Source organism: Microbacterium sp. S308A+, from assembly GCF_049800815.1.
GTDB lineage: Bacteria > Actinomycetota > Actinomycetes > Actinomycetales > Microbacteriaceae > Microbacterium.
On record NZ_JBNAFT010000001.1, the window covers coordinates 1,016,128 to 1,038,483 of the forward strand.

At 71.0% G+C, this 22,356-nt stretch carries 17 protein-coding genes; 10 read left to right on the top strand and 7 right to left on the bottom strand.

All coding sequences use genetic code 11. The annotated features are described in order from the left end of the window. Positions 1–2: 2 nt before the first annotated feature. Positions 3–1,580 (bottom strand): methionine--tRNA ligase, encoded by a 1,578-nt coding sequence (gene metG, locus ACP15J_RS04770; protein WP_424937502.1) that lies wholly within the window; start codon positions 1,578–1,580, stop codon positions 3–5. A gap of 177 nt (positions 1,581–1,757) precedes the next feature. Between metG and ACP15J_RS04775 the strand changes: the two genes are divergently transcribed. Further along, complete coding sequence (locus ACP15J_RS04775; protein WP_424937501.1) at positions 1,758–2,114, top strand: VOC family protein; 357 nt, start codon at positions 1,758–1,760, stop codon at positions 2,112–2,114. 72 nt (positions 2,115–2,186) lie between these two features. Here the strand turns inward: ACP15J_RS04775 and ACP15J_RS04780 are convergent, their stop codons facing one another. Together ACP15J_RS04780 and rsmI are read right to left on the bottom strand one after the other, a co-directional pair. Beyond that, positions 2,187–4,142 (bottom strand): hypothetical protein, encoded by a 1,956-nt coding sequence (locus ACP15J_RS04780; protein WP_424937500.1) that lies wholly within the window; start codon positions 4,140–4,142, stop codon positions 2,187–2,189. A 196-nt stretch (positions 4,143–4,338) separates the two neighbouring features. Further along, positions 4,339–5,160, bottom strand: coding sequence for a 16S rRNA (cytidine(1402)-2'-O)-methyltransferase (gene rsmI / locus ACP15J_RS04785; protein WP_424937499.1), 822 nt, complete (start codon positions 5,158–5,160; stop codon positions 4,339–4,341). Between the two features lie 22 nt (positions 5,161–5,182). Between rsmI and ACP15J_RS04790 the strand changes: the two genes are divergently transcribed. Next, positions 5,183–6,745, top strand: coding sequence for a dolichyl-phosphate-mannose--protein mannosyltransferase (locus ACP15J_RS04790; RefSeq protein WP_424937498.1), 1,563 nt, complete (start codon positions 5,183–5,185; stop codon positions 6,743–6,745). 27 nt (positions 6,746–6,772) lie between these two features. Here ACP15J_RS04790 and ACP15J_RS04795 read toward each other — a convergent pair whose 3' ends face one another. Further along, positions 6,773–7,609, bottom strand: a complete 837-nt coding sequence (locus ACP15J_RS04795) for an aldo/keto reductase (RefSeq protein WP_424937497.1) — start codon at positions 7,607–7,609, stop codon at positions 6,773–6,775. 147 nt (positions 7,610–7,756) lie between these two features. On the opposite strand from ACP15J_RS04795, the gene hrpA reads away from it, so the two are divergent. The 4 genes from hrpA to ACP15J_RS04815 all read left to right on the top strand — a co-directional run bounded on the left by hrpA (position 7,757) and on the right by ACP15J_RS04815 (position 16,146). Then, on the top strand, positions 7,757–11,785 hold the full coding sequence (gene hrpA, locus ACP15J_RS04800) for an ATP-dependent RNA helicase HrpA (protein ID WP_424937496.1): 4,029 nt from the start codon (positions 7,757–7,759) through the stop codon (positions 11,783–11,785). Positions 11,786–12,134: 349 nt separating this feature from the next. After that, entirely contained in the window at positions 12,135–13,079 is a 945-nt protein-coding gene (locus ACP15J_RS04805) for a quinone oxidoreductase family protein (protein WP_424937495.1), read from the top strand. A gap of 131 nt (positions 13,080–13,210) precedes the next feature. Continuing rightward, positions 13,211–14,560, top strand: coding sequence for an O-acetylhomoserine aminocarboxypropyltransferase/cysteine synthase family protein (locus tag ACP15J_RS04810; RefSeq protein WP_424937494.1), 1,350 nt, complete (start codon positions 13,211–13,213; stop codon positions 14,558–14,560). Between the two features lie 65 nt (positions 14,561–14,625). Continuing rightward, complete coding sequence (locus tag ACP15J_RS04815; RefSeq protein ID WP_424937493.1) at positions 14,626–16,146, top strand: UDP-N-acetylmuramoyl-L-alanyl-D-glutamate--2,6-diaminopimelate ligase; 1,521 nt, start codon at positions 14,626–14,628, stop codon at positions 16,144–16,146. A 56-nt stretch (positions 16,147–16,202) separates the two neighbouring features. Here the strand turns inward: ACP15J_RS04815 and ACP15J_RS04820 are convergent, their stop codons facing one another. Beyond that, positions 16,203–17,060 carry a sulfurtransferase gene (locus ACP15J_RS04820; protein ID WP_424937492.1) on the bottom strand — a complete coding sequence of 286 codons (858 nt, stop codon included), beginning with the start codon at positions 17,058–17,060 and terminating at the stop codon, positions 16,203–16,205. 61 nt (positions 17,061–17,121) lie between these two features. On the opposite strand from ACP15J_RS04820, the gene ACP15J_RS04825 reads away from it, so the two are divergent. Genes ACP15J_RS04825 through ACP15J_RS04840 form a run of 4 tightly spaced genes read left to right on the top strand, consistent with a single transcriptional unit; the run spans position 17,122 to position 20,713 of the window. Further along, positions 17,122–18,111, top strand: a complete 990-nt coding sequence (locus ACP15J_RS04825) for a Gfo/Idh/MocA family protein (RefSeq protein ID WP_424937491.1) — start codon at positions 17,122–17,124, stop codon at positions 18,109–18,111. Beyond that, the gene (locus ACP15J_RS04830; protein WP_424937490.1) at positions 18,104–19,090 is read left to right on the top strand and encodes an NYN domain-containing protein; all 987 of its coding nucleotides are present in this window, start codon (positions 18,104–18,106) and stop codon (positions 19,088–19,090) included. The genes ACP15J_RS04825 and ACP15J_RS04830 overlap by 8 nt, the downstream gene beginning before the upstream one ends. Positions 19,091–19,103: 13 nt before the next feature. Beyond that, entirely contained in the window at positions 19,104–19,721 is a 618-nt protein-coding gene (locus tag ACP15J_RS04835; protein WP_424937489.1) for a DUF4166 domain-containing protein, read from the top strand. Next, a complete protein-coding gene (locus ACP15J_RS04840; RefSeq protein WP_424937488.1) occupies positions 19,718–20,713 on the top strand; it encodes an epimerase in 996 nt (331 codons plus the stop codon). Before ACP15J_RS04835 ends, ACP15J_RS04840 begins: the two co-directional genes overlap by 4 nt. Positions 20,714–20,772: 59 nt before the next feature. On the opposite strand, the gene ACP15J_RS04845 is transcribed toward ACP15J_RS04840, so the two are convergent. Together ACP15J_RS04845 and ACP15J_RS04850 are read right to left on the bottom strand one after the other, a co-directional pair. Further along, complete coding sequence (locus ACP15J_RS04845; protein WP_424937487.1) at positions 20,773–21,147, bottom strand: PLD nuclease N-terminal domain-containing protein; 375 nt, start codon at positions 21,145–21,147, stop codon at positions 20,773–20,775. 130 nt (positions 21,148–21,277) lie between these two features. Then, positions 21,278–22,207, bottom strand: coding sequence for an aldo/keto reductase (locus ACP15J_RS04850; RefSeq protein WP_424937486.1), 930 nt, complete (start codon positions 22,205–22,207; stop codon positions 21,278–21,280). Positions 22,208–22,356 lie beyond the last annotated feature (149 nt).

A 22,356-nucleotide genomic window follows, 5' to 3' on the forward strand; every position in this document is an offset into this window, starting at 1 on the left:
GGTTAGACGGCCGCCTCGACGCGCGGGAACAGCGGGGCGAGCGGCTGCACGCGCGTGCCGGCGGGGAGCTGTCCCCACCGTCCGGCATCGCGGATCGGCTGGGCCGTGAGCGCGCCGAGCGCGTCCTCGGCGCCGAGGGCGGTCCACAGCACCGCGGTGGACCGCGGCATCACGGGCGAGAGGAGCACGGCGAGCGCCCGCAGCCCCTCGGCGCAGATGGAGAGCACCGTGCCCAGCCGCTCGCGCTGCGCCTCGTCCTTGGCGAGCGCCCAGGGCTCGTTCGCGGTGATGTATCCGTTGAGCTCGTCCACGATCGTCCAGATCGCGGCGATCGCCTCGTCGATCCGGAATCGCTCGATCGCGGCGTCGGCCTCCGCGGCCGCAGTCGCGACGACCTCCTGTACGCGCATGTCCTGCTCCGCATACTCGGCTGCGGGCGGGACCACGCCGTCGAAGTACCGCTCGATCATGGCGATCGTGCGCGACGCGAGGTTGCCGAAGCCGTTGGCGAGCTCGGCCTGGTAGCGCGCGGAGAGGTCCTCCCAGGAGAACGAGCCGTCCTGACCGAACGCGATCGCGGACAGGAAGTAGAACCGGTAGGCGTCGGAGCCGAAGACGTCGGTGATCTCGGTCGGGGCGATGCCGGTGAGCTTGGACTTCGACATCTTCTCGCCGCCGACCAGGAGCCAGCCGTGCGCGAACACGCCCTTGGGCACGTCGATCCCCGCCGCCATCAGCATCGCCGGCCAGATCACCGCGTGGAAGCGCAGGATGTCCTTGCCGACCACATGGTAGGCAGGCCAGCGACGGGCGAACTGCTCGTCGTCCGAGCCGTACCCGACCGCGGTGGCATAGTTCAGCAGCGCGTCGACCCACACGTAGATGACATGCGACGGGTCCCACGGCAGCGGAATGCCCCAGTCGAAGGTCGAGCGCGAGATCGAGAGGTCTTTCAGCCCCTGAGAGACGAACGAGACCACCTCGTTGCGTGCGGAGTCGGGGCGCACGAAGTCGGGCTCGGCCTTGTAGAGCTCCAGCAGGCGGTCCTGGAACTCGCTGAGCTTGAAGAAGTAGTTCTTCTCCTGCAGGAGCTCCAGGGGCTTGGAGTGGATCGCGCAGACCTTGAGCCCCTCGAAGGGACCGGTGCCGTCGACGATCTCGGACTCCGGCTTGAACTCCTCGCACCCCACGCAGTACAGGGCCTCGTACTCGCCGGCGTAGATGTAGCCCGCGTCATAAAGCCGCTGGAAGAAGACCTGCACGTTCCTCTCGTGCCGCTCCTGGGTGGTGCGGATGAAGTCATCGTTGGCGACGTCGAGCGTCTGCAGCAGGGGGAACCACGACTCGCTGACGAGCTTGTCGACCCATTCCTGCGGAGTCACGCCGTTGGCCGCCGCCGCGCGCAGCATCTTCTGCCCGTGCTCGTCGGTGCCGGTGAGCATCCAGGTGTCGTCCCCTGCCTGGCGGTGCCAGCGCGCGAGCGTGTCCGCGGCGACGGAGGTGTAGCCGTGGCCGATGTGCGGCACGTCGCTCGGATAGTAGATCGGCGTGGTGATGTAGAACGATTCGCCTGCGGGCATGGCTTCGATTCTAGGCGGGCCGAGGCCGCCCGACGCGCCCCGTGACGAGGCGAGGAGCGCCCACGGGCGAAAGCTGCGGATTCGCCGCAGACGCTTGTCCCCGCGGAGGGCAGAGGAGCATGCTGGACGGGCGGAGCGACGCCGCCCCGCGACGGACATCGGATCCTGGAGGGGGCCATGGCACACGGCGACATCACCCACATCGACATCCCGGTCACCGACATGGAGAAGGCGAAGGCCTTCTACCGCAGTCTCTTCGGCTGGAGCATCCAGGCGCCGCCCGGCTTCGAGGACTATCCGATGTGGCAGGCGCCGAACCAGATCAGCGGCGGCGGGCTCGCGCCCCGTTCCGCCGACTTCGCTCAGCCGCGGTCATACGTCGAGGTCGACGCGATCGACGAGATCCTCGCCAGGGCCGAGGCCCAGGGCGGACGGGTGCTCATGCCCCGGACACCGATCACCGAGACCAGCTGGTGGGCCGTCTTCAGCGATCCGGACGGCAACGTGCTCGGGCTCTTCGAGGGCACGGTCTAGGTACGCAGAGCAGGCCCTGCGCGGCGATGAGGCGGGGCACGGAACGCTCCGGCTGCCCCGCCTCATCCTCCGCTATCGGGCGGTCCAGGTGAACCTTTCCCAACCGAGGATCTCGGTGGCCTTTGCCCGCAGTGGCGCGCGTTCGGCGTCGATCCAGGCGCTGACGAACCGGGTCTTCAGCTCCGAATGGAGCGCGAAAGTCCCCCCGGCCTCCGGGAGGTCGATCCAGCGGAATCTCTCCGCCGCACCGATCTCGTTCGCGGTCGCCTGCAAGGGGGCGTCCGCCGAGCCTTGGTCAACGCTGACGTACTTGCCGTTGGCCGCCGAACGGAGGGCGACCTGCCCTTGGCCTGCCTCGACCACGGCGAAGGTCTCCCAGTCCGCGACATGCGGAGCGTTCGCTTCGAGAGGCGCACCGTCTCGACCGAGCGACGCGCTGACATTCAGCGAGTTCCATGACGATGTGATCGAGACCGCCGGAGTCGAGAGCGTGACATAGACGGGCCGAGTGCCGATCGTGAGCTGCGCACCGGAGACGTCCACCGCGTTCCCGTACGCGTCGACGGCGCTGCGCGGCATCTTGCCGGCCGGGATCACGTCGCCGATCGGGACCGTCGTCCTGTTCGCGTCTGCCGGGGTGTCGGCCTTCAGCTCGCTGTCGGCGAAGAGAGCGAGCTTCGTCAGCGGCCCGTTCGTATAGGTGGCGCGCCAGATCCCATTGGGGAGCTTCTCCAGCGCGGTCTGCCTGTATCCGTCGACCTGGCTGCGAAGCACCCACAGGGCGAGGGCCGACTCCTTGGGCTGGAACGCCCGCACCGTGGCTGTTGTCGTCCGGTAGACGCCGAAGTTCAGCTCGGTGCTCGCCGGGTCCGTGCCGAGGTTGACGCCCTCATACCAGTACACCGTCTGCACGCCGGCGTTGGCATGCAACAGGTAGGTGGCAGCGAGCCGTTCCGCCTGTACCTCGTCGTCGAGGGCGCGCGCAGGGTTCCCGTTGTATGCCGTCGGCGTCGTCGACCAGCCGACCTCGGTCAGCAGAAGCGGTCGCGGTTCCTCTCCCGCGGCCAGATACGGGGTCTGGGCCGCACGGATCGCCGCGGCCCGCTCGACATAGCTCGCCGGGGTGGCCAGCTCGTTCTGGCCGGGGTTCGCGTAGGGGTGGTACGAAAGAGCGTCGAACTTGTGCGAGAGACCGCCCGCGGCAAAGAAACTCTGGAACCAGGACAGATCCGCGCCCATGATCCCTCCGCCGACGATCTGCACCGAGGGACGAGCCTGCTTGATCAGATCGGCGATCGGGCCGATCTTCTCGGCGTAGCACGCCCCGGTACGACACCAGTGGTTGAAGTGCTCGTTGTTGAACTCGTTCCACAACTCGACGCGCTGTGCGCCGGTCTGGTCCAGCACCGCGATCGCGTAGTCGGCGAACCATTGCTGCTCCTGCGGCGTCTGTGGGACACGCTCGCACGGGTTCGGGTCCTGGACCGGGTCACACAATCCGGAGGGCCCTTGGACGACCGTATTGCCGTAGTCCGCGGTGAAGAGGCGGTCGAATCCCAGATCCGCGGCCTTCTGCTGATACTCGCGCACCTCGTCGACGACCTGCCGAACACCGGGGATCTTCTCTGTGTTCTGCCAATACGCCTCGTCCCGGATGGCCGAGAACCCGATCGACTTCAGATCGGGAAGGGTCGTCTCCGGCTTCGACCACGTCGTCGGGTTCGGGAACGCGAAGTGCGTCTGAACGCCGAAGTAGCGGTCCGCGGTCGGGGTCGCGCCGACGACCAGGAAATCCGCCGTGGTCGTGCCGGAGGCGTTTCCGACCGTGAGAGTGTAGAGACCGGGTTTCAGGGCGCCCGGCTCGACGACGTTGTTCGCGACCTGCCCGGTCTTTGTGTCCCCTCCCGTGATCTTGTTCGCCACCGTCCAGTTCTCGCCGTTGGAGTTGTACACGGGAATGGACGGTGAGTCGTCGGCGAACGTGAGCGACCCATAGGGCTCGCCGACGACGGGCGGATCCAATGCCACCGCCGAGGACGCTCCAGCGCCTATGACCAGGGCGGCGGCCGCCAGCACCCCTATTCCAGCCCGGGACATCCAGGATCTTGCACGCATTTCTCACCTTTCCCCAGAGGAGCCAATGTCGAGAGAAGTGCACCATAGAGAAGCGTGGCCGATCAAGAGAGAAAGCCGCCGACGGAACGGATCGCCCTTTCCTCGCGTTTCAGTTCTTTCGCGCGGCGAGTGCCGCCTGATAGAGGTCACGGGATGAATGTCCGGTAATGCCAGACACCTCGGCCGCTGCCTCTTTCAGGCGCGTTCCGTCGCCGACGAGCTCCTGGACCTGTGCGAGCGCATCGGCGAGGGAGACCTCGCGAGGCGCCGCACCGGCGACGACCACGACGATCTCGCCCTTCACGCCGTCCGCCGCCCACGCGGCGAGCGTGGCGAGATCACCACGCCGCACCTCCTCGTAGAGCTTGGTGAGCTCGCGGCATACGCTCGCCATCCGTCCCGGACCGAACGCCGTCGCCATGTCGGCAAGGCTCACGGCCAGGCGAGAGGGAGACTCGAAGAAGACCATTGTGCGCGGCTCGTCCGCCAGGACGCCGAGCGCCGCACGACGCTCGCCCGGCTTGCGCGGCAGGAAGCCTTCGAACGTGAAGCGATCGGTGGGGAGGCCAGACACCGCGAGCGCCGTGACGACCGCGCTCGGACCGGGGATCGCCGTCACGGTCACGCCCTGCTCGACGGCTGCGGCGACGAGACCGTACCCGGGATCGCTGACGGTCGGCATGCCCGCGTCGCTGAGCACGACGACGTCCTCCTCCGCAGCGAGACGGGCGATCTCGGCGGCCTTGGCCTTCTCGTTGTGATCGTGGAGCGCGATCATCCGCGGGCGGTTGGCGATGCCGAGCGCGCCGAGGAGGCGCTGAGTCGTCCTGGTGTCCTCCGCCGCGATCACGGTCGCGTTCTCGATCGCCTCGACGAGGCGTCGCGAGGCGTCCCCGAGGTTTCCTATCGGGGTCGCCGCGAGGATGATCACCCGCCCAGCATAGGCTGGTGCCGTGACCGCAGCCCTGCTCCCTCCCGTGGATGAGAGGCCGACGCTCTGGGAGCGCCTCCGCGACCGGTGGACCCTCGATCCCCAGCGGCACCGTCTGATCTCCTGGCTCGCCCCGACGCTGCTCCTCATCCTCGCCGGCGCCCTGCGCCTGATCGGGGTGGGCCACCCGCACACCCTCGCGTTCGACGAGACCTACTACGTCAAGGACGCATGGTCTCTCTGGGCCCTCGGGTACGAGGGGAAGTGGGGCGAGAACGCGAACGCCCTCCTCGCGGAGGGGGACACGAGCACTCTGCAGCCGCAGAGCAGCTTCGTCGTCCACCCGCCGCTGGGCAAGTGGGTCATCGCCCTCGGGATGGGGCTGCTCGGGCCTGGTTCGAGCGCCGGCTGGCGCCTGATGACCGCCCTGCTAGGCACCCTGAGCGTCCTCGTGGTCTATCTGATCGCTCTGGAGCTCACCCGGTCGATCGCCGCGGCCTCGATCGCGGGACTCTTCCTCGCGGTAGACGGCCTGGCGATCGTGCTGAGCCGCATCGCGCTGCTCGACGGGATCCTCACGTTCTTCCTCCTCCTCGGCTTCCTCTTCGTCCTCATCGACCGACGGCATACGATGCCCGTGCTCGAGGACCCCCGCACGCATGCGCGGGCCGACGGCGCCTCGCCGCTGTGGGGACGCGTGCTGTGGCGGCGCCCCTGGATCCTGGCCGCCGGAGCGGCGGCCGGAGCGGCATGCGCCGTGAAATGGTCCGGGATGTACGCGCTCGCCGCGCTGGGCCTCTACCTCGTCGTGACCGACGCCCTCGCCCGCCGGCGCGCGGGCGTCGCCCTGTGGCCCAGCGACGCCGCGCTCCGGCAGGGGCCTGTCTCTTTCCTGCTCCTCGTCCCGATCGCGTTGGTCCTCTATCTCGCTTCCTGGGCGGGCTGGTTCGCGACAGCGGGAGGATACGACCGCGGGAGCGATCCGAATCCTCTGATCGCGCTCTGGAGATATCACGAGGCGATCCTCTCCTTCCACGTCGGCCTGACCTCCAGCCACCCGTACGCGAGCCCCGCGTGGCAATGGCCGCTGCTCCTGCGCCCCACAGCCGTGTGGGTCGGAGGCAAGGATCAGTCCTGTCTCGGGTCGGACAACTGCATCGCGACGATCTCGACGATCCCGAACCCGGTGCTGTGGTACCTCGGCGTCGCCGCCGCACTGTACCTGCTGTTCCGGTTCGTCCGTGGGCTCGTCGAGCGGGCGCCGATGCCGTGGACGCATGCGATCCCGCTCGTCGGCCTCGCGGCGACCTATCTGCCCTGGCTGATGTTCCCCGAGCGGACGATCTTCCAGTTCTACACCGTGGCGATGCTGCCGTTCCTGCTCCTCGCGCTCGTCCTCGCGCTGCGCGATCTGGCGGGGCGGGCCGCCGCCGCCCGTCACCGGCGTGCGGCGGGTCAGCGCACCGTCGTCATCGTCGTCATCGTCGTGCTCGTCGTCTCCGCGTTCTTCCTCCCGCTCTGGGTGGGGACGACGGTGCCCTACGACTTCTGGCTCGTCCACAACTGGATGCCAGGCTGGGTCTGAAACCCGACCCTGGCGCGCCGGAGCCGATCAGTTCACGTCGTTCGGGTGCGAGCCCACCCGGCCGGACCCGTCGAGCGGATCGATCGCGTCGATCTCGGCGATCTCGGCATCGGTGAGCGCGAAGTCGAACACGTCGAGGTTCTCCCGCAGACGCTCCGGACGCACCGACTTCGGGAAGACGATGTTGCCGTGCTGCAGATGCCAGCGCAGCACCACCTGCGCCGGGGTCTTGCCATGGGCGACCGCCGCCTCGGCCACGGCCGGTACGGAGAACAGGTCGTACTTGCCCTGACCGAGCGGACCCCATGCCTCGATCCGGACGTCGTTTTCGTGTGCCCAGGAGACCACGTCGCGCTGCTGGTATGCCGGGTGCAGCTCGATCTGGTTCACCGCGGGCAGCACGTCGGTCTCGGCCGCGATCCGCTCCAGGTGCGGGACGAGGAAGTTCGAGACGCCGATGGAGCGGGCAAGCCCACGCTCGCGGATGCCGATGAGCTTCTCCCAGGCGTGGACGTAGTCGTCCTTCGCCGGAGTCGGCCAATGGACGAGGTAGAGGTCCACGACGTCGAGGCCCAGCTTGTCCAGGCTCTCCCGGATCGCGGCGTCCGGCTCATCGCCGTGATGGCGGTCGTTCCAGAGCTTCGTGGTCACGTACAGCTCGTCCCGGGCGATCCCGCTCTTCGCGATCGCCGCGCCGACCCCCTCCTCGTTGCCGTAGATGGCGGCGGTGTCGATGTGTCGGTACCCGGCGGCGAGCGCCTCGCTCACCGCGCGCTCGGCGTCGGCGGCGGGGACCTTGAAGACGCCGTAGCCGAGCTGGGGGATCGTGCGACCGTCGTTGAGGGGAAGAGCGGGGATCGTCATGGCTCCAGCCTAGGACGGGCACCGGCCCCAAGGATCACCGACGCCAGGCGCAGCTCCCGTGCCACCACCAGACCCTTCGGGGGATCGGAGGATCCGCCCGCCGCGGCCGTGCGCAGCGGGCTCCTGCTCGGCATACGATGGAGGGCTATGTCTGCGCCCGTCATCGCCTATCCTCCGGAACTGCCGGTCAGCGCTGCGCGCGACGAGATCGCGACGGCGATCCGCGACCATCAAGTGGTCGTGGTCGCGGGCGCCACCGGGTCAGGGAAGACCACGCAGCTGCCCAAGATCTGCCTCGAGCTCGGCCGCGAACGGATCGCTCACACCCAGCCGCGGCGGCTCGCCGCCCGCACGATCGCCGAGCGCGTGGCCGAGGAGCTGCAGGTGCCGATGGGCGGTCTCGTCGGCTACAAGGTGCGATTCACCGACCAGGTGTCCGAGGAGACGCGCATCGCGCTGATGACCGACGGCATCCTGCTGAACGAGATCCACCGTGATCGCCTGCTCCGTCGCTACGACACGATCATCATCGACGAGGCCCACGAGCGCTCCCTCAACGTCGACTTCCTGCTCGGCTACCTGCACCGGATCCTCCCCGAACGCCCCGACCTGAAGGTGATCATCACCTCGGCGACGATCGATCCGGAGAGCTTCGCACGGCACTTCGCCGACGCCGACGACTCCCCCGCCCCCGTGATCGAGGTGTCGGGACGCACCTACCCGGTGGAGATCCGCTATCGCCCCCTCGTCGACGAAGCCTCCGCCGACCAGCCACAGGAGACCCGCTCCGCCGCCGCCCCTTCGACGAAGAGCGGCCGGAGGGGCCAGAGCCCCCGGCGCTCGGCGGAAGGCGAGCCGGCGGACGAGGTGTCCGCCATCGTCGGCGCCCTCCGCGAGCTCGACCGCGAGGCGCCAGGCGACGTGCTCGTGTTCCTCCCGGGCGAGGCGGAGATCCGCGACGCCGCCGACGCCGTGCGCGGCGCTTACGGCCGGGACACGGCTCCTACCGAGGTCCTGCCGCTCTACGGTCGGCTGTCGGCCGCCGAGCAGCACCGCGTCTTCGAGCGGTCGCCTGTGGCCGGGATCCGCCGACGGGTCGTGCTCGCGACGAACGTCGCCGAGACCAGCCTCACGGTTCCGGGCATCAAATACGTCATCGACACCGGCACCGCCCGCATCTCGCGTTACAGTCACCGCTCCAAGGTGCAACGGCTCCCCATCGAGCCGATCTCCCAGGCCTCGGCCGACCAGCGTTCCGGCCGGGCCGGGCGCACCAGCGACGGCATCGCGATCCGGCTCTACGCCGAGGAGGACCTCGGCAAACGCCCCGAGTTCACCCAGCCCGAGATCCTGCGCACCTCACTCGCCTCGGTCGTGCTGCAGATGCTCTCGCTCGGCTTCGGCGACATCGCGGACTTCCCCTTTCTCACCCCGCCGGACTCCCGCGGGATCAAGGCCGCGCTCGACCTGCTCGCCGAGCTCGGCGCGGTGACGCTCGGAAGCGCCAGGGGCGGGACCGGCGCCGCCGGGGAGACCCCGCGCCTGACCCGCATCGGACGCGAGATCTCGCGTATGCCGATCGACCCGCGGTTCGCCCGGATGCTCGTCGAGGCGGGCAGGACCGGGGTCGTGCGCGACGTGCTCGCGATCGTCGCGGGCCTGTCGATCCAGGACGTGCGCGAGCGCCCTTCCGCCGACGCTCCGCAAGCCGTGCGCGACGAGGCGGACCGGATGCACGCCCGGTTCGCGGATCCGACCAGCGACTTCCTCGCTCTGCTGAACCTCTGGAACCATCTGCGCACGCAGCAGCAGGACCTGGGATCCGGCGCGTTCCGGCGCCTGTGCCGCAGCGAGCATCTCAACTACGTGCGCGTCCGCGAGTGGTTCGACGTGCATCGTCAGCTGCGCACGCTCGTGAAGGACGGGGCGAGGCGCGGACCGTCGGACGCGGCGGCCGATCCCGACGCCGTGCACAAGGCGCTTCTCGCCGGCCTCCTCTCGCAGATCGGCGTTCTCGACGAGCGCACCGCCGCGAAGGGCGTGAACAAGACCGCCTCCCCCAGGGAGGCCAAGCGCCGGATCGCCGAGTACCGCGGGGCACGGGGCATCCGCTTCTCGATCTTCCCGGGATCGGGACTGCGCAAGCGCAGCCCGCAGGCGGTGATGGCCGCCGAGGTCGTCGAGACCTCGCGCACCTTCGCCCGCACGGTCGCCGCGATCGACCCGGCCTGGGCCGAGGCGCTCTCGGGCGATCTCGCCAAGCGGCAGGTCTCTGAGCCGCACTGGTCGAAGGACGCCGGTGCCGCGGTCGCGTTCGAGAAGGTGACGCTCTTCGGCGTCGAGATCATCCCCCGTCGACGCGTGCAGTTCGCCCGGATCGACCGCGCGGGAGCGCGCGAGCTGTTCCTGCGCCACGCCCTGGTCGAGGGCGAATGGGATCCGACACGCCTGGACAAGAGGGTGAGCGCGTTCTGGCGGAGCAACGCCGAGCTGCGCCGTCGCCTCGAGAAGCTCGAGGAACGCGAGCGTCGTCGCGACATCCTCGCCGGCGACGAGGCGGTGTTCCGCTTCTACGACGAGCGGATCCCCGCCGAGGTCTTCGACGTCCGCTCCTTCGAGAAGTGGTGGCGCGACGCTCTCGCCTCCTCCCCGCGGCTCCTCACGATGCGCGAGGAGGATCTGCTCGACGACGCCGACCGCGCGGATCAGGGCGAGTTCCCGACCCGCTGGACGCAGGGCGACCAGGTGCTCGGCCTCGCCTACCGCTTCGACCCCGGCGCCCCGGACGACGGCGTGAGCGTCGTGATCCCGCTCGCCCTTCTGCAGCAGATCGAGGACACCGGGTTCGACTGGCAGGTGCCTGGGCTCCGAGCCGAGCTGGTCACCGCGCTCCTCCGCGCCCTCCCGAAGACGATCCGCCGGCATGTCGTCCCCGCCGCAGACTGGGCGGAGCGGTTCGGGGCGGAGCTTGCCGCCGAGGCCCCGGAGCATCATGACGGGCGCCCGCCGCGGTCCCTCGCCGACGCGCTCGCGAAGCTCGTCCAGCCCCTGGCCAACCAGCCGGTCTCGGCCGGGGGCTTCGATCAGGAGCGCGTCCCGGGGCATCTGCGGATGAGCTTCCGCGCCGTCGACGAGCGCGGACGCATCGCGGGATCCGGACGCGACCTGCGCGCCCTGCAGGCGCAGCTCGCCGATCGCTCCCGAGCGAGCGTGGCGCGGTCGGTACGCACCGCTCCGGACGGGCGCGCGACGCCCGCGGGAGCCGCGGCGGTCGCCGACGCTTCGGCGCGGTCGGCGCCGCGCGAGCGCACGGGCATCACCTCCTGGGACCTCGGCGACCTGCCGGCCGTGCTCGACACCCGGGTCGCCGGCGGTGTGGTGCGCGGGTATCCCGCCCTGGTGGACACGGGGAAGAGCGTCGACCTCCGTGTGGAGGCGACCGCCGACGCGGCGGCCGCGGCGACCCGCGACGGCGTCCTGCGCCTCGTCCTGCTGAACGTCCCCTCCCCCGCCGCCTACGTGCAGGAACACCTGACCTCCGCCGAGAAGCTGGCCCTGGCGGCATCGCCCTACCCTTCGGTGGCCGCGCTCGTCGAGGACTGCCGAGCCGCGGTGGCGCGAGCTGTCATCGAACGTCACGAGCCCGGCGGCGTCGTCCGCTCCGAGGGCGCGTTCGACCGCGTGCGCGACGCGGTCTCGGCGGCCATGGTGGACGAGCTGTTCGCCTGCGTCTCGCTCGTCGCGCGGATCCTCACGAGGTCACGGGACGTCGAGCGCGCGATCAAGGCGGAGAACTCGCTCGCCCTGCTCGGCCCCCTGAACGACATCCGCGCCCAGCTCGCCGGCCTCCTCCCACCAGGGTTCGTCTCGGCGACCGGCGTCGAACGCCTCGCCCATCTCCCCCGGTACCTCGACGGGATGCGGGACCGGCTGAAGACGCTGAGCGAGACCCCTGGCAAGGACCGCGCGCGGATGAACGAGTACGAGCGAGTCGCGCAGGCCTACGCCGACGCCGGCGGGACGATCCCGCTCCCTCCGGGCGCCCCTCCGGCGCTCGTCGAGGTCCGCTGGCTCCTGGAGGAGTATCGGGTCAGCGTCTTCGCCCAGCGCCTCGGCACCGCCCAGCCGGTGTCTCCGCAGCGGATCGCCAAGGCGCTGACCGAGCTCCGCCGCTGAGGCACCACCTGCCCGTGCGGAGCACTGCCCGCCCCTTGACGTGGCCCGATCCAGGCTTGGCCAGGTCCAGCCCGGTCCGATCCGGCCCGGTTTGTCGGACCGATGCACTCCTGTCGGCCCAACTCCCGGATCCGAGCCGACAGAGTCGCATCCGTCCGATGTCGGCCGCGTCTCCTCGGTCGCCCGCTGTCGCCGTTTGTCGGGCCCGATGCAGGTCTGTCGGCCAAGATTCGAGATCTGGTCCGACAGACCTGCATCGGGCCGACAGAATTCCTCCTCCCCTCCCTCCCCTGGCCGAGCTTCCCCGCTGACCGGATCCACGACCGCGGCGGAGGCGTAGCCTGGCGGTATGGCTCACGCGATCGTGTACACCTCCATCGGCGCCCCTGAGGTCCTCACGCTCACCGAGATCCCCGAGCCCGAGCCCGCGGCCGGCGAGGCCGTGGTGCGCATCGAGGCGGCCGGGGTCAACCCGATCGACGCGAAGCAGCGCAGCGGCTTCCGGCCGCTGCCCCCGATCACCGCGCCCCGCCGTGTCGGGTACGACGGCGCGGGAGTCGTCACCGCCGTCGGCGCCGGTGTGACCGCTGTCTCCGTCGGCGACCGTGTGGCGATCCGCGACACTCCCGGCACCTACGCCACCGCGCTCTCGGTCCCGGTGGCACACCTCGCGCCGCTGCCCGACGCGGTGGCCTCCGCCGAGGGGGCCGCGCTCGGCATCCCCGCGGGCACCGCCTATCAGTCTCTCCGCTCCCTCGGCGTCACCGACGGAGACGTGCTCCTCGTCCATGCCGGCTCAGGCGCCGTCGGCCAGGCCGTCGTGCAGTTCGCCGTGGCCTGGGGAGCGACCGTCATCGCCACCGGGAGCCCCGCCTCTCATGAGCGGCTGCGGGAGCTCGGCGCCATCCCCGTCGCGTACGGCGACGGCCTGGAGGATCGGGTCCGCGCCGCCGCTCCCCGCCCCGTCACCGTCGCGCTGGACAACGCCGGCACGGACGAGGCGATCGCGACCTCCCTCGCGCTCGTGGCGGACCGTTCGCGAATCGCGACGATCGTGCGCGGCCCGGACGCGGCATCGTTCGGCATCCAGGCCTTCAGCGGCGGAAGCCCGACGCCGCTCAGCGCGCAGGAGCTGGAGTGGCGCGCCGAGGCGCTGCCCGCCACGATCGCCCTCATCGCCTCCGACCGCTTCTCCGTGGAGTTCGGCCCCGAGCTGCCGCTCGCTGAGGCCGCGGAGGCCCACCGTCTCGTCGAGGCGCACGCCGCTCGCGGGAAGATCCTCCTCGTCCCCTGAGTCGCCGCCCACGCCGGACCGGCGTGCGGCTCCCGAGGCCCGTGCGCGTGAACCGTGCGTATCGCGACGGCCGCGTGCAACAGTTCGACACACGCCACGGCGTCTCGCATCGGCGCGCGAGAATCGACCGCATGACCACCGATCCCGCTCGTCCGGCGTCCGAGAGCGCAGCGTCCCCGAGGGACGGGACCGGGTTCGCCACGCGCCAGGTGCAGGCGGCCTACGTGCCGGGTCAAGGGCAGAACACGGCCGTGCCCCCGCTCTACCAGTCCGCCGCCTACGAGTTCGGCTCGCTCGCCGAGGCGCGGGACCTCTTCGCCCTGCGCACGGTCGGCAACATCTACAGCCGCAACGCCAACCCCACTCAGCAGCTCCTGGAGGAACGGGTGGCCGCGCTGGAGGGTGGCGTCTCCGCGGTCGCCGTCGCCTCGGGGCAGGCCGCCGTCGCCGTCACCCTGCTGGCACTGGCCGGTCGCGGCGGGCACGTGGTCGCCGCGACGCAGCTCTACGGCGGTTCCGTCGACCTGCTGCAGGAGACCTTCGCCGACTTCGGGATCGGCGTGACCTTCGTCGACCAGGACGACCCCGACGCGTGGCAGGCCGCGGTGACGCCGAGGACCCGCGCCCTCTTCGCCGAGTCCGTCGCCAACCCCGTGGCGCAGGTGCTCGACATCCGCGGCGTCGCCGAGATCGCGCACGCCGCGGGCGTCCCCCTGGTGATCGACAACACTGTCGGCACGCCCTATCTCCTCCGCCCCGGCGAGCACGGCGCGGACTTCGTCGTGCACTCGGCGACGAAGTTCCTGAGCGGACACGGCACGTCCCTCGGCGGCGTCGTGGTGGACGTCGGCTCCTTCGACTTCGGCGCGGCCCCCGAACGGTGGCCGCAGTTCACCGGCCCCTATGCACGCTTCGGCGATCTCGTGCTGTGGGAGCGCTTCGGTCACGGCCTCGCCTTCGGCGCGCTCGTGAAGTCCAAGTACGTGCACGATCTCGGGCCGTCGATCTCGCCGTTCAACGCGCAGCAGATCCTGCTCGGGATCGAGACGCTCGACCTGCGCGTGGCTCGACAGAGCGCCTCGGCGCAGCGGATCGCAGAGCATCTCGCCGTCCACCCCTTCGTCGCCGCGGTCCATCATCCCGGGCTCGCCGGCAACCGCTGGCACGAGCTCGCCGCGCGCTACCTCCCCCGCGGGGTTCCCTCGGTGTTCTCCTTCGACCTCGTCTCCACCGGCGACGAGCTCCTCGACCTCGACCGCGTCGAAAGAGTCGTCGACGCCCTGCGGGTGGTGCGCCTCGTCGCGAACATCGGGGACGCACGCAGCCTCGTCGCCCACCCGGCTTCGATGACGCACTCGCATCTGAACGCCGCCCAGCGCGCCACCGCCGGGATCGGCGACACGACCATCCGCCTGTCGATCGGCATCGAGGACCCCGCCGACATCCTCGCCGATCTCGACCAGGCGCTCGCGCGGGCCTGAGGCCGCCGCGCTGTCCGCCCGTCGAGCCGAGTCCGGGGAGTCCACGAAGCTAGAATCGGAAGGTCATGCCCTCCGCCTCGAACTACGCCACGCCGCGCCTCGACTCCCGTCCGGTCGAGACCTTCTCCTCGACCCTCGGCGACCTCGCCGCACACGTCGGGGCGCCGGCTCCGGAACAGACGGAGATCGCCTACACCGGCATCGCGATGTCGACCGCGACCGTCCGCCCCGGCGACCTGTTCGTCGCTGCGCGAGGGGCCAACGCGCATGGCGCCCGGTTCGCGGCGAAGGCCAGGGAGGCCGGTGCGGCCGCGGTCCTCACCGACCCCGACGGCGCAGCTCACCTGCCCGACGACCTCCCGACGCTCGTCGTCGACGACCCGCGGCGTGCCGTCGGCCCCGCGTCGGTGCAGCTCTACCGCGACCCCGCGTCCTCCCTCACCACCATCGGCATCACGGGCACCCAGGGCAAGACGACCACCGCCTTCTACGTCGCCGCCGCCGCGGGCATGGACTCCTCCGGCACGATCGGCTCGATCGGCACCACGGTCGGCGACGTCCTCTTCCCGCCCGAGCTCACCACTCCCGAGGCGCCGGAGCTGCACGCCTTCTTCGCCGTCATGCGGGAGCAGGGGATCCGGACGGTCGCCGTCGAGGCCTCCAGCCACGCCCTCGTCCAGGGGCGGGTCGACGGGTTCGCGTTCGACGCCGGGATCTTCCTGAACCTCGGCCACGACCACCGCGACTACCACCCGACCCAGGCCGAGTACTTCGCGGCGAAGGCCCTGCTGCTCACCCCCGGTCATTCCCGGGTCGGCATCGTCGACGTCGACACGCACTGGGGCAGGACGCTCGCGGCGCAGGCGACGATCCCGGTCCGCACGACCTCCGCCTCCGGCGGCGACGCCGACTGGCGCGCCGAGGACGTGGAGCTGCGCGCCGACGGGTCCTCCTTCCTCGTCCGCTCGCCGCAGGGCGAGGCCGTCCGGTTCACCACCCGGCTGACCGGGGCCTTCAACGTCAACAACATCCTCGCCGCCGTCGCTGGTCTCGCCGAGCAGGGACGCTCCCTCGAGGAGATGGCCGTCGGCGTCGCCGCCCTCCCGAGCGTCGAGGGCCGCCTCCAGCGCTTCGACTTCGGACAGCCCTTCACCGCGATCGTGGACTCGGCTCACAAGCCCGAGGCGATCAACGCCGCCCTTCGCGCCATCCGGACCACGGCGCCGGACGGTCGCCTCATCGCGGTCCTCGGCGCGAATGGCAAGAGGGACACCTCCAAGCGCCGCATGATGGGACGCTTCGCCGCGATGTTCGCCGACGTGCTGATCGTTACCGACGACAACCCCTACGACGACGACCCGGCGGAGATCCGCGCAGCGCTCATCGACGGCGCCCGCTCCTCCGCAGCAGAGATCGTCGAGATCGGCGACCGCCGCGAGGCCATGTCCGCCGCGGTCCGGATGGCCGGCCCCGGCGACACGGTCGTGATCCTGGGCAAGGGCCACGAGCGGTACCACGCCCTGGCCGGAGGCGACATCCCCTGGTACGACCCGGACGTCCTCCGCGAGGTCATCGAGGCGCTCTGAGCTGAGGCACGCGTCGAGCGAGAGCGCGTCGGCGGGGCGACCGCGCGGACGGCGGGTCAGCCCAGACCGTCGTCCGTGGACGCAGGTCCTGTCGCGATCGGAAGGCCCGGCGTGTTCGACCACGCGCTCCACGACCCGGGGTAGAGGATCACCTCGCGCCCGACGAGCGTCCCGGCGAGCGCGAGCTGAGCCGCCGTCACCCCTGATCCGCAGTACGCCACGGCGGGGACGTTCTGCCCTGCGCCGGCGGCCTCGAAGGCCGCCGCGATCTCGGTCGGCGGGAGAAACCGCCCGTCCGCGGTGAGCACCTCGGCGATCGGCAGGTTCCGCGCGCCGGGGATGTGTCCTGCGACCGGATCGATCGGCTCGCTCTCTCCCCGAAACCGCTCGGCGGCACGCGCGTCGAGAAGAACGCCCGTCCACTCCGCCACCTGCGCGGTGTCGAGCACGTCCGCGGTCCCTGGCACCCTGAGCCGGACGTCGCCCGGCTCAGGGATGACCTCGCCGATCTCGATCGCGCCGCCGGACGACCGCCAGGCCGACAGGCCGCCGTCGAGCACGCGCACCTCCGACAGCCCAGCGCGGCGCAGAGCCCACCAGACACGCGAGGCGGGCAACGAGCGCGAGTCGTCGTACACCACGACCTGCTGCCCCTCCGAGATCCCCCAGCGGCGGACGGCGGCGGCGAGATCGTCGTCCGAGGGCAGCGGGTGGCGCCCCTCGCTCGGATCCCCCGGACGGGAGAGCTCGCGCTCGAGGTCCACGAAGACCGCGCCGGGAAGGTGTCCCGCCAGATAGTTCTCGTGCCCGTCGTCGAAGCCGAGCCGGTAGCGGGCGTCGAGGAGACGGACGGGCACGCCCTCGGCGAGCGCGTCGGCCAGCTCGGTGGCGGAGATCAGCGGGGAGACGGTCATGCCCCATTATCTCAACGAGGCGATCGTTCGACGAGGCGACCACAGCATCTACGCTGGGGACATGACCGGTCTTCGCTGGGGCATCCTCGCCACGGGCGGCATCGCCGCCGCTTTCGCCGCCGACCTGCGCACCGCAGGCCTCGACCTCGTCGCCGTCGGATCGCGATCCCAGGAGTCCGCGGACGCGTTCGCCGCGCGCTTCGGGATCCCCCGTGCCCACGGCTCCTACGAGGCGCTCGCCGCCGACCCCGAGGTCGACATCGTCTACGTCGCGACGCCTCATCCGATGCACGCCGCCGACGCCCGTCTCGCGCTCTCGCACGGGAAGCACGCGCTCGTGGAGAAGGCGTTCACGCTGAACGCCGCCGAGGCCGAGGGCCTGCGCACGCTCGCGGCGGAGAAGGGCCTCCTCGTCATGGAGGCGATGTGGACGCGGTACCTGCCGCACATGGCGCGCATCCGCGAGATCATCGCCGACGGAGCGCTGGGCGAGATCCGCGCGGTGTCGGCGGACCACACGCAGCTGCTTCCCACGGACCCGGCTCACCGCCTGAACGCGCTCGCGCTCGGCGGCGGAGCGCTCCTGGACCTCGGGATCTACCCGATCTCGTTCGTCTGGGACGTGCTCGGGGCGCCGACCGAGGTCCGCGCGCTCGGGCGGCTCGGCGAGACCGGCGCCGACACCGAGGTCGCCACCGTGATGACCCACGCCGGCGGCGCGGTGTCGACGACCCTCTCCTCCTCGCGGGGCGCGGGGGCGGACACGGCGACGATTGTCGGGACGAAGGCCCGGATCGAGATCGACCGGGTCTGGTACACGCCCACCTCGTTCCGCCTGATCGCCTCGGACGGCACGGTCCTGGAGGAGTACGTCTCCCGGGTCGAGGGTCGCGGCATGGAGTACCAGGCCAGGGCCGCCGAGCGCTTCGTCGCGGAGGGCACGCTCGACAGCGACCTGCTGCCCGTCGCCGAGAGCGTCGCCATCATGGCCTGCCTCGACGAGATCCGCTCTCAGATCGGCGTCCGCTACCCGGGAGAGAACGATGCCTGAGCCGCAGGACACGCGCGTCGCGGTCTATCTCGACTTCGACAACATCGTCATCTCCTGGTACGACCGAGTGCACGGCCGCAGCGCCTACAGCAAGGACCGGCAGCGGATCCTCGACGACCCGCATGACCCCGAGGTCGCCGAACGCCTCTCCCGGGCGATGGTCGACGTGCCGGCGATCATCGACTACGCCTCGTCGTTCGGCACCCTCGTGCTCACCCGGGCCTACGCCGACTGGTCGTCCCCGGTCAACGCCGAATACCGGTCGCAGCTCGTGGGCCGGGCGGTCGACCTGGTCCAGCTCTTCCCCGCGGCGGCGTATGCGAAGAACGGCGCCGACATCCGCCTCGCCGTCGACACGGTCGAGGACATGTTCCGGCTGCCCGACCTCACCCACGTGGTGATCGTCGCGGGCGACTCGGACTACGTGCCCCTCGCCCAACGCTGCAAGCGTCTCGGACGGTACGTGATCGGCGTGGGGGTCGCGGGCTCCACCGCCAAGTCGCTCGCCGCCGCCTGCGACGAGTTCGAGTCCTACGACTCGCTCCCCGGGGTCGAGCGCCCTGCCGCCGAGCCGCCGCGCAAGGCCAAGGCGAAGGGCGCCGCGAAGGAGCCGGCCAAGGAGCCGGCGAAGGGCGGCGCCCGTGCCAGGCAGGCACCGGCCGCCGACCAGGGCGCAGATGCCACCACCGCGTCCGCCGCCTCGCGCAGCGGGACGATCGAGCCTGACCCGGTGGTCGACGATCAGGACCAGGCGACCAAGACCCTCGTCCGCGCGCTGCGTCTCGGCCACGACAAGGCAGAGGCCGACGAGTGGCTGCACAGCTCGGCCGTGAAGACGCAGATGCGTCGCATCGACCCGTCCTTCCGCGAGAAGGCGCTGGGCTATCGCTCCTTCTCCGACTTCCTGAAGTCCCGAGACGACGTCGCCGAGCTCTCGGAAGAGGGCCACGAGCGCCTCGTCCGCCTGAAGGAGTCCTGACCAGGGGCACCGAATGGATCCCTCCGCATCGTCCCCGTACCTCCGCGCGCTCGGTGAGCGCGCGGAGGCGCTCCATCCGGAGCTTCGCGCCTATTTCGGCGCTCTCCCGCCCGACGCCGTCGGCGTCGGCGAGGGCGTGTTCTCCCACGCCGGGACGCCGCGGCGTGCCCTCCGCCCTCTCCTGCGCCTGTTCGAGCGTCGCGGGGTCGCCTTCGGCGGGTGGGCGCAGGACGTGCCGTTCACCGTCCGCAATCGCGGGGTCGCCGGACGGGTGGTCGCCGAACGAGACTTCCGCCTTCCCACCGGAACCTGGACGATGCGCGACGCCGTCTCCTTGCGGGCTCCCGGACGGGTGGTCGACCGGTTGGGGGCCCCTGAGACCGTGGCGGCCCTGTTCGACGTGGACGTGGTCCACGGGGCGCTGACCCTGCGCAGCGTCGCGGTCGGGATCCGCTGGGGACGCCTGCGGCTGCGCCTGCCGCGGCCGCTCGCGCCCCGCATCCGGCTCACCGAGAGCTACGACGCCGCCGCGGTCAGGCAGCGCGTGGAGCTCACGATCGACGTCCCGGTGCTCGGCCGGATCTACGAGTACTCCGGGACCTTCACCTACCGGATCGAGGAGGCGGCATGACCGCAGACGCGGGCGTCGGCGGAAGGGTCGTCATCGGCGGCTCGACCGGGTTCATCGGGCGCCGCCTGCAGGAGGAGCATCGGCGGGCAGGGCGCGAGGTCATCACGATCTCGCGGACCGGGGCCGACCTTCGCTGGGACGACCAGGACGGGATCGACGCCGCGGTCGACGGCGCGGCCCTGGTCGTAGGCCTGGCCGGGAAGAGCGTCAACTGCCGGTACACGCCGGAGAACCGAGCCGAGATCTTCCGCTCCCGGCTCACGACGACGGCGGCGCTGAGCGGAGCGATCGCGCGTGCCGACGCACCGCCGCCGCTCTGGGTGAACTCGTCCACCGCGACCATCTACCGGCATGCCGAGGACCGACCGCAGACCGAGTCCGCCGGAGAGCTCGGCACGGGCTTCTCGGTCGAGGTCGCGAAGGCCTGGGAACGAGCGCTCTTCGCCGACCCCCTCCCCGGCACCCGCCGGGTCGCCCTGCGGACAGCGATCGTGCTCGGCGACGGCGGAGTGATGGGGCCGCTGCGCACGCTCGCCCGCGTCGGGCTGGGCGGCACGCAGCTCGACGGCCGTTGGCCGGTCTCCCCACGGCGACGCGAGGCGGGGACGGGGCATGTCCTCGGAGCCCGCGGCGGGCGGCAACGGTTCAGCTGGATACACCTCGACGACGTCGTCGGGATCATCGATTTCCTCGAGCGCGCTCCCGAGCTCCAGGGTCCGGTGAACGCCACCGCGCCCCGCCCGAGCGACAACGCCGGGTTCATGGCGACGATCCGGCGGGCGCTGGGCGCACGGATCGGCGTCCCCCTGCCGCGGTGGATGCTGGAGCTCGGCGCGATCGGGATCAGGACCGAGACCGAGCTGATCCTCAAGAGCCGCTGGGTGCTGCCGGAGAGGCTGATCGCCGCCGGCTACGTCTTCCGGCATCCCGAGCTCGACGAGGCCGTCCGCGATGCGCTCCGGGCGCCAGAGACCCGGTCGCGAGTGCGCTGATCCTTCCGCGCCGACCGCGCGGGGAGGCTGGCGCTCTCGGACGAGCCCGCGCGAAGAGACTACGGCGCGGTGTCGCCTTCCTCCTGCTCGCGCTTGCGCTTCTCGATCTCGGCACGCAGCCGCCACTCCTCGATCTCCCTGTCGAGGTCGGCGATCTGCTGCTCGGTCGTCCTGGTGTCGACCGGCGGCGCAGGCGGCGCGGGAGCCGCCGAGGCCGCCGCACCGCGCTGCATTCGCGGGATCCGCACCCCCCGGTCGCCATAGTCGCGACCGACGAGGAACCAGATGATGCTCCCGGCGAGCGGGACGAGGATCACCAGGATGATCCAGAACACCTTGGGAAGGTGCTTCACCTGGTCGTCGGGACGCGTGATGATGTCGATCAGCGCGCCGATCGTCAACGCCAGGAGCAGCACCGAGAACAGGATGGGCATGCAGACAGCCTAGATGAGCCCTCCCGCACACGGTTAGGTCGCGGAATCTGCCGCCGAACGGCACCGGGCGGGGCCCGTTTCGCGACCGGCGGACGCGCACGGCGGAGAAGCGAGGCGACGGGCGCTGCGGCTAGGGAAGGTGATGTCCGGCCGCGCGGAACAGCGTGTACCACTCGTCGCGGCTGAGCGCGACGTCGGCCCCCGCGGCGGCGTCGCGCACGCGCTGCGGCGTGGTCGAGCCGAGGACGGTCTGGATGCCGGCGGGATGCCGGGCGATCCATGCCGTGGCGATCCCGGTCGGCGTGACGCCGTGCGCGTCGGCGATCCGGTCGATCGCCGCGTTGAGCTCGGCGAACGCCGGGTTGCCCAGGAACGGCCCCGCCGCCGTGCCGGACTGATACGGCGACCATGCCTGGACGGCGATCCCCTCGATGCGGCAGTACTCGATCAGCCCTCCGCCGTCGACCACGGTGCTCTGGGCGAGACCAGCCATGTTCGCCGCCACCGGCTGAGCGATGACCGGGGCGTGGACGAGCGAGAGCTGCACCTGGTTGGCGACGATCGGCTGCCGCACCGCGGTGCGCAACAGGTCGATCTGCCGGGGCGTGTGGTTGGAGACCCCGAAGGAGCGCACCTTGCCCGCCGCCTCGAGGGCGTCGAAGGCCTGCGCCACCTCCCCGGGCTCCACCAGCGCGTCGGGGCGGTGCAGGAGCAGGACGTCGATCCGATCCGTGCCCAACGCCTTGAGCGATCCCTCGACCTGACGCTGGATATGTGCGGCGGAGAAGTCGAAGACGCCCCGGTCAGGGACGATGCCGCACTTGGTCTGCAGCGTGATCTCGTCGCGCTCGGCGGGCGAGAGCCGGAGCGCCGACGCGAACCGCTCCTCGCAGCCGTGCATCCGGCCGCCATAGATGTCGGCGTGGTCGAAGAAGTCGATCCCCGACTTGCGCGCCGTCGCGTAGAGGTCCCTGATCTCGGCGTCGGACCGATCGACGATCCGCATCATGCCCGCGACCACCGCCGGCGCCGTGCCCTTCCCGAAGGCGATCCTCTTCATGCCCGGCTCCTCTCGTGTCGCGCTGCGCGTCACGGTCCCATTCTGCCGTGCTCCAGCCCCGAGGGGCGGGGAGGACCGTGCCCGGCGAAGGGAGAAAACGTGCCCGTCCTCGCCACACGCCGACGCAGAAACACCGATGCGGTCGCCGA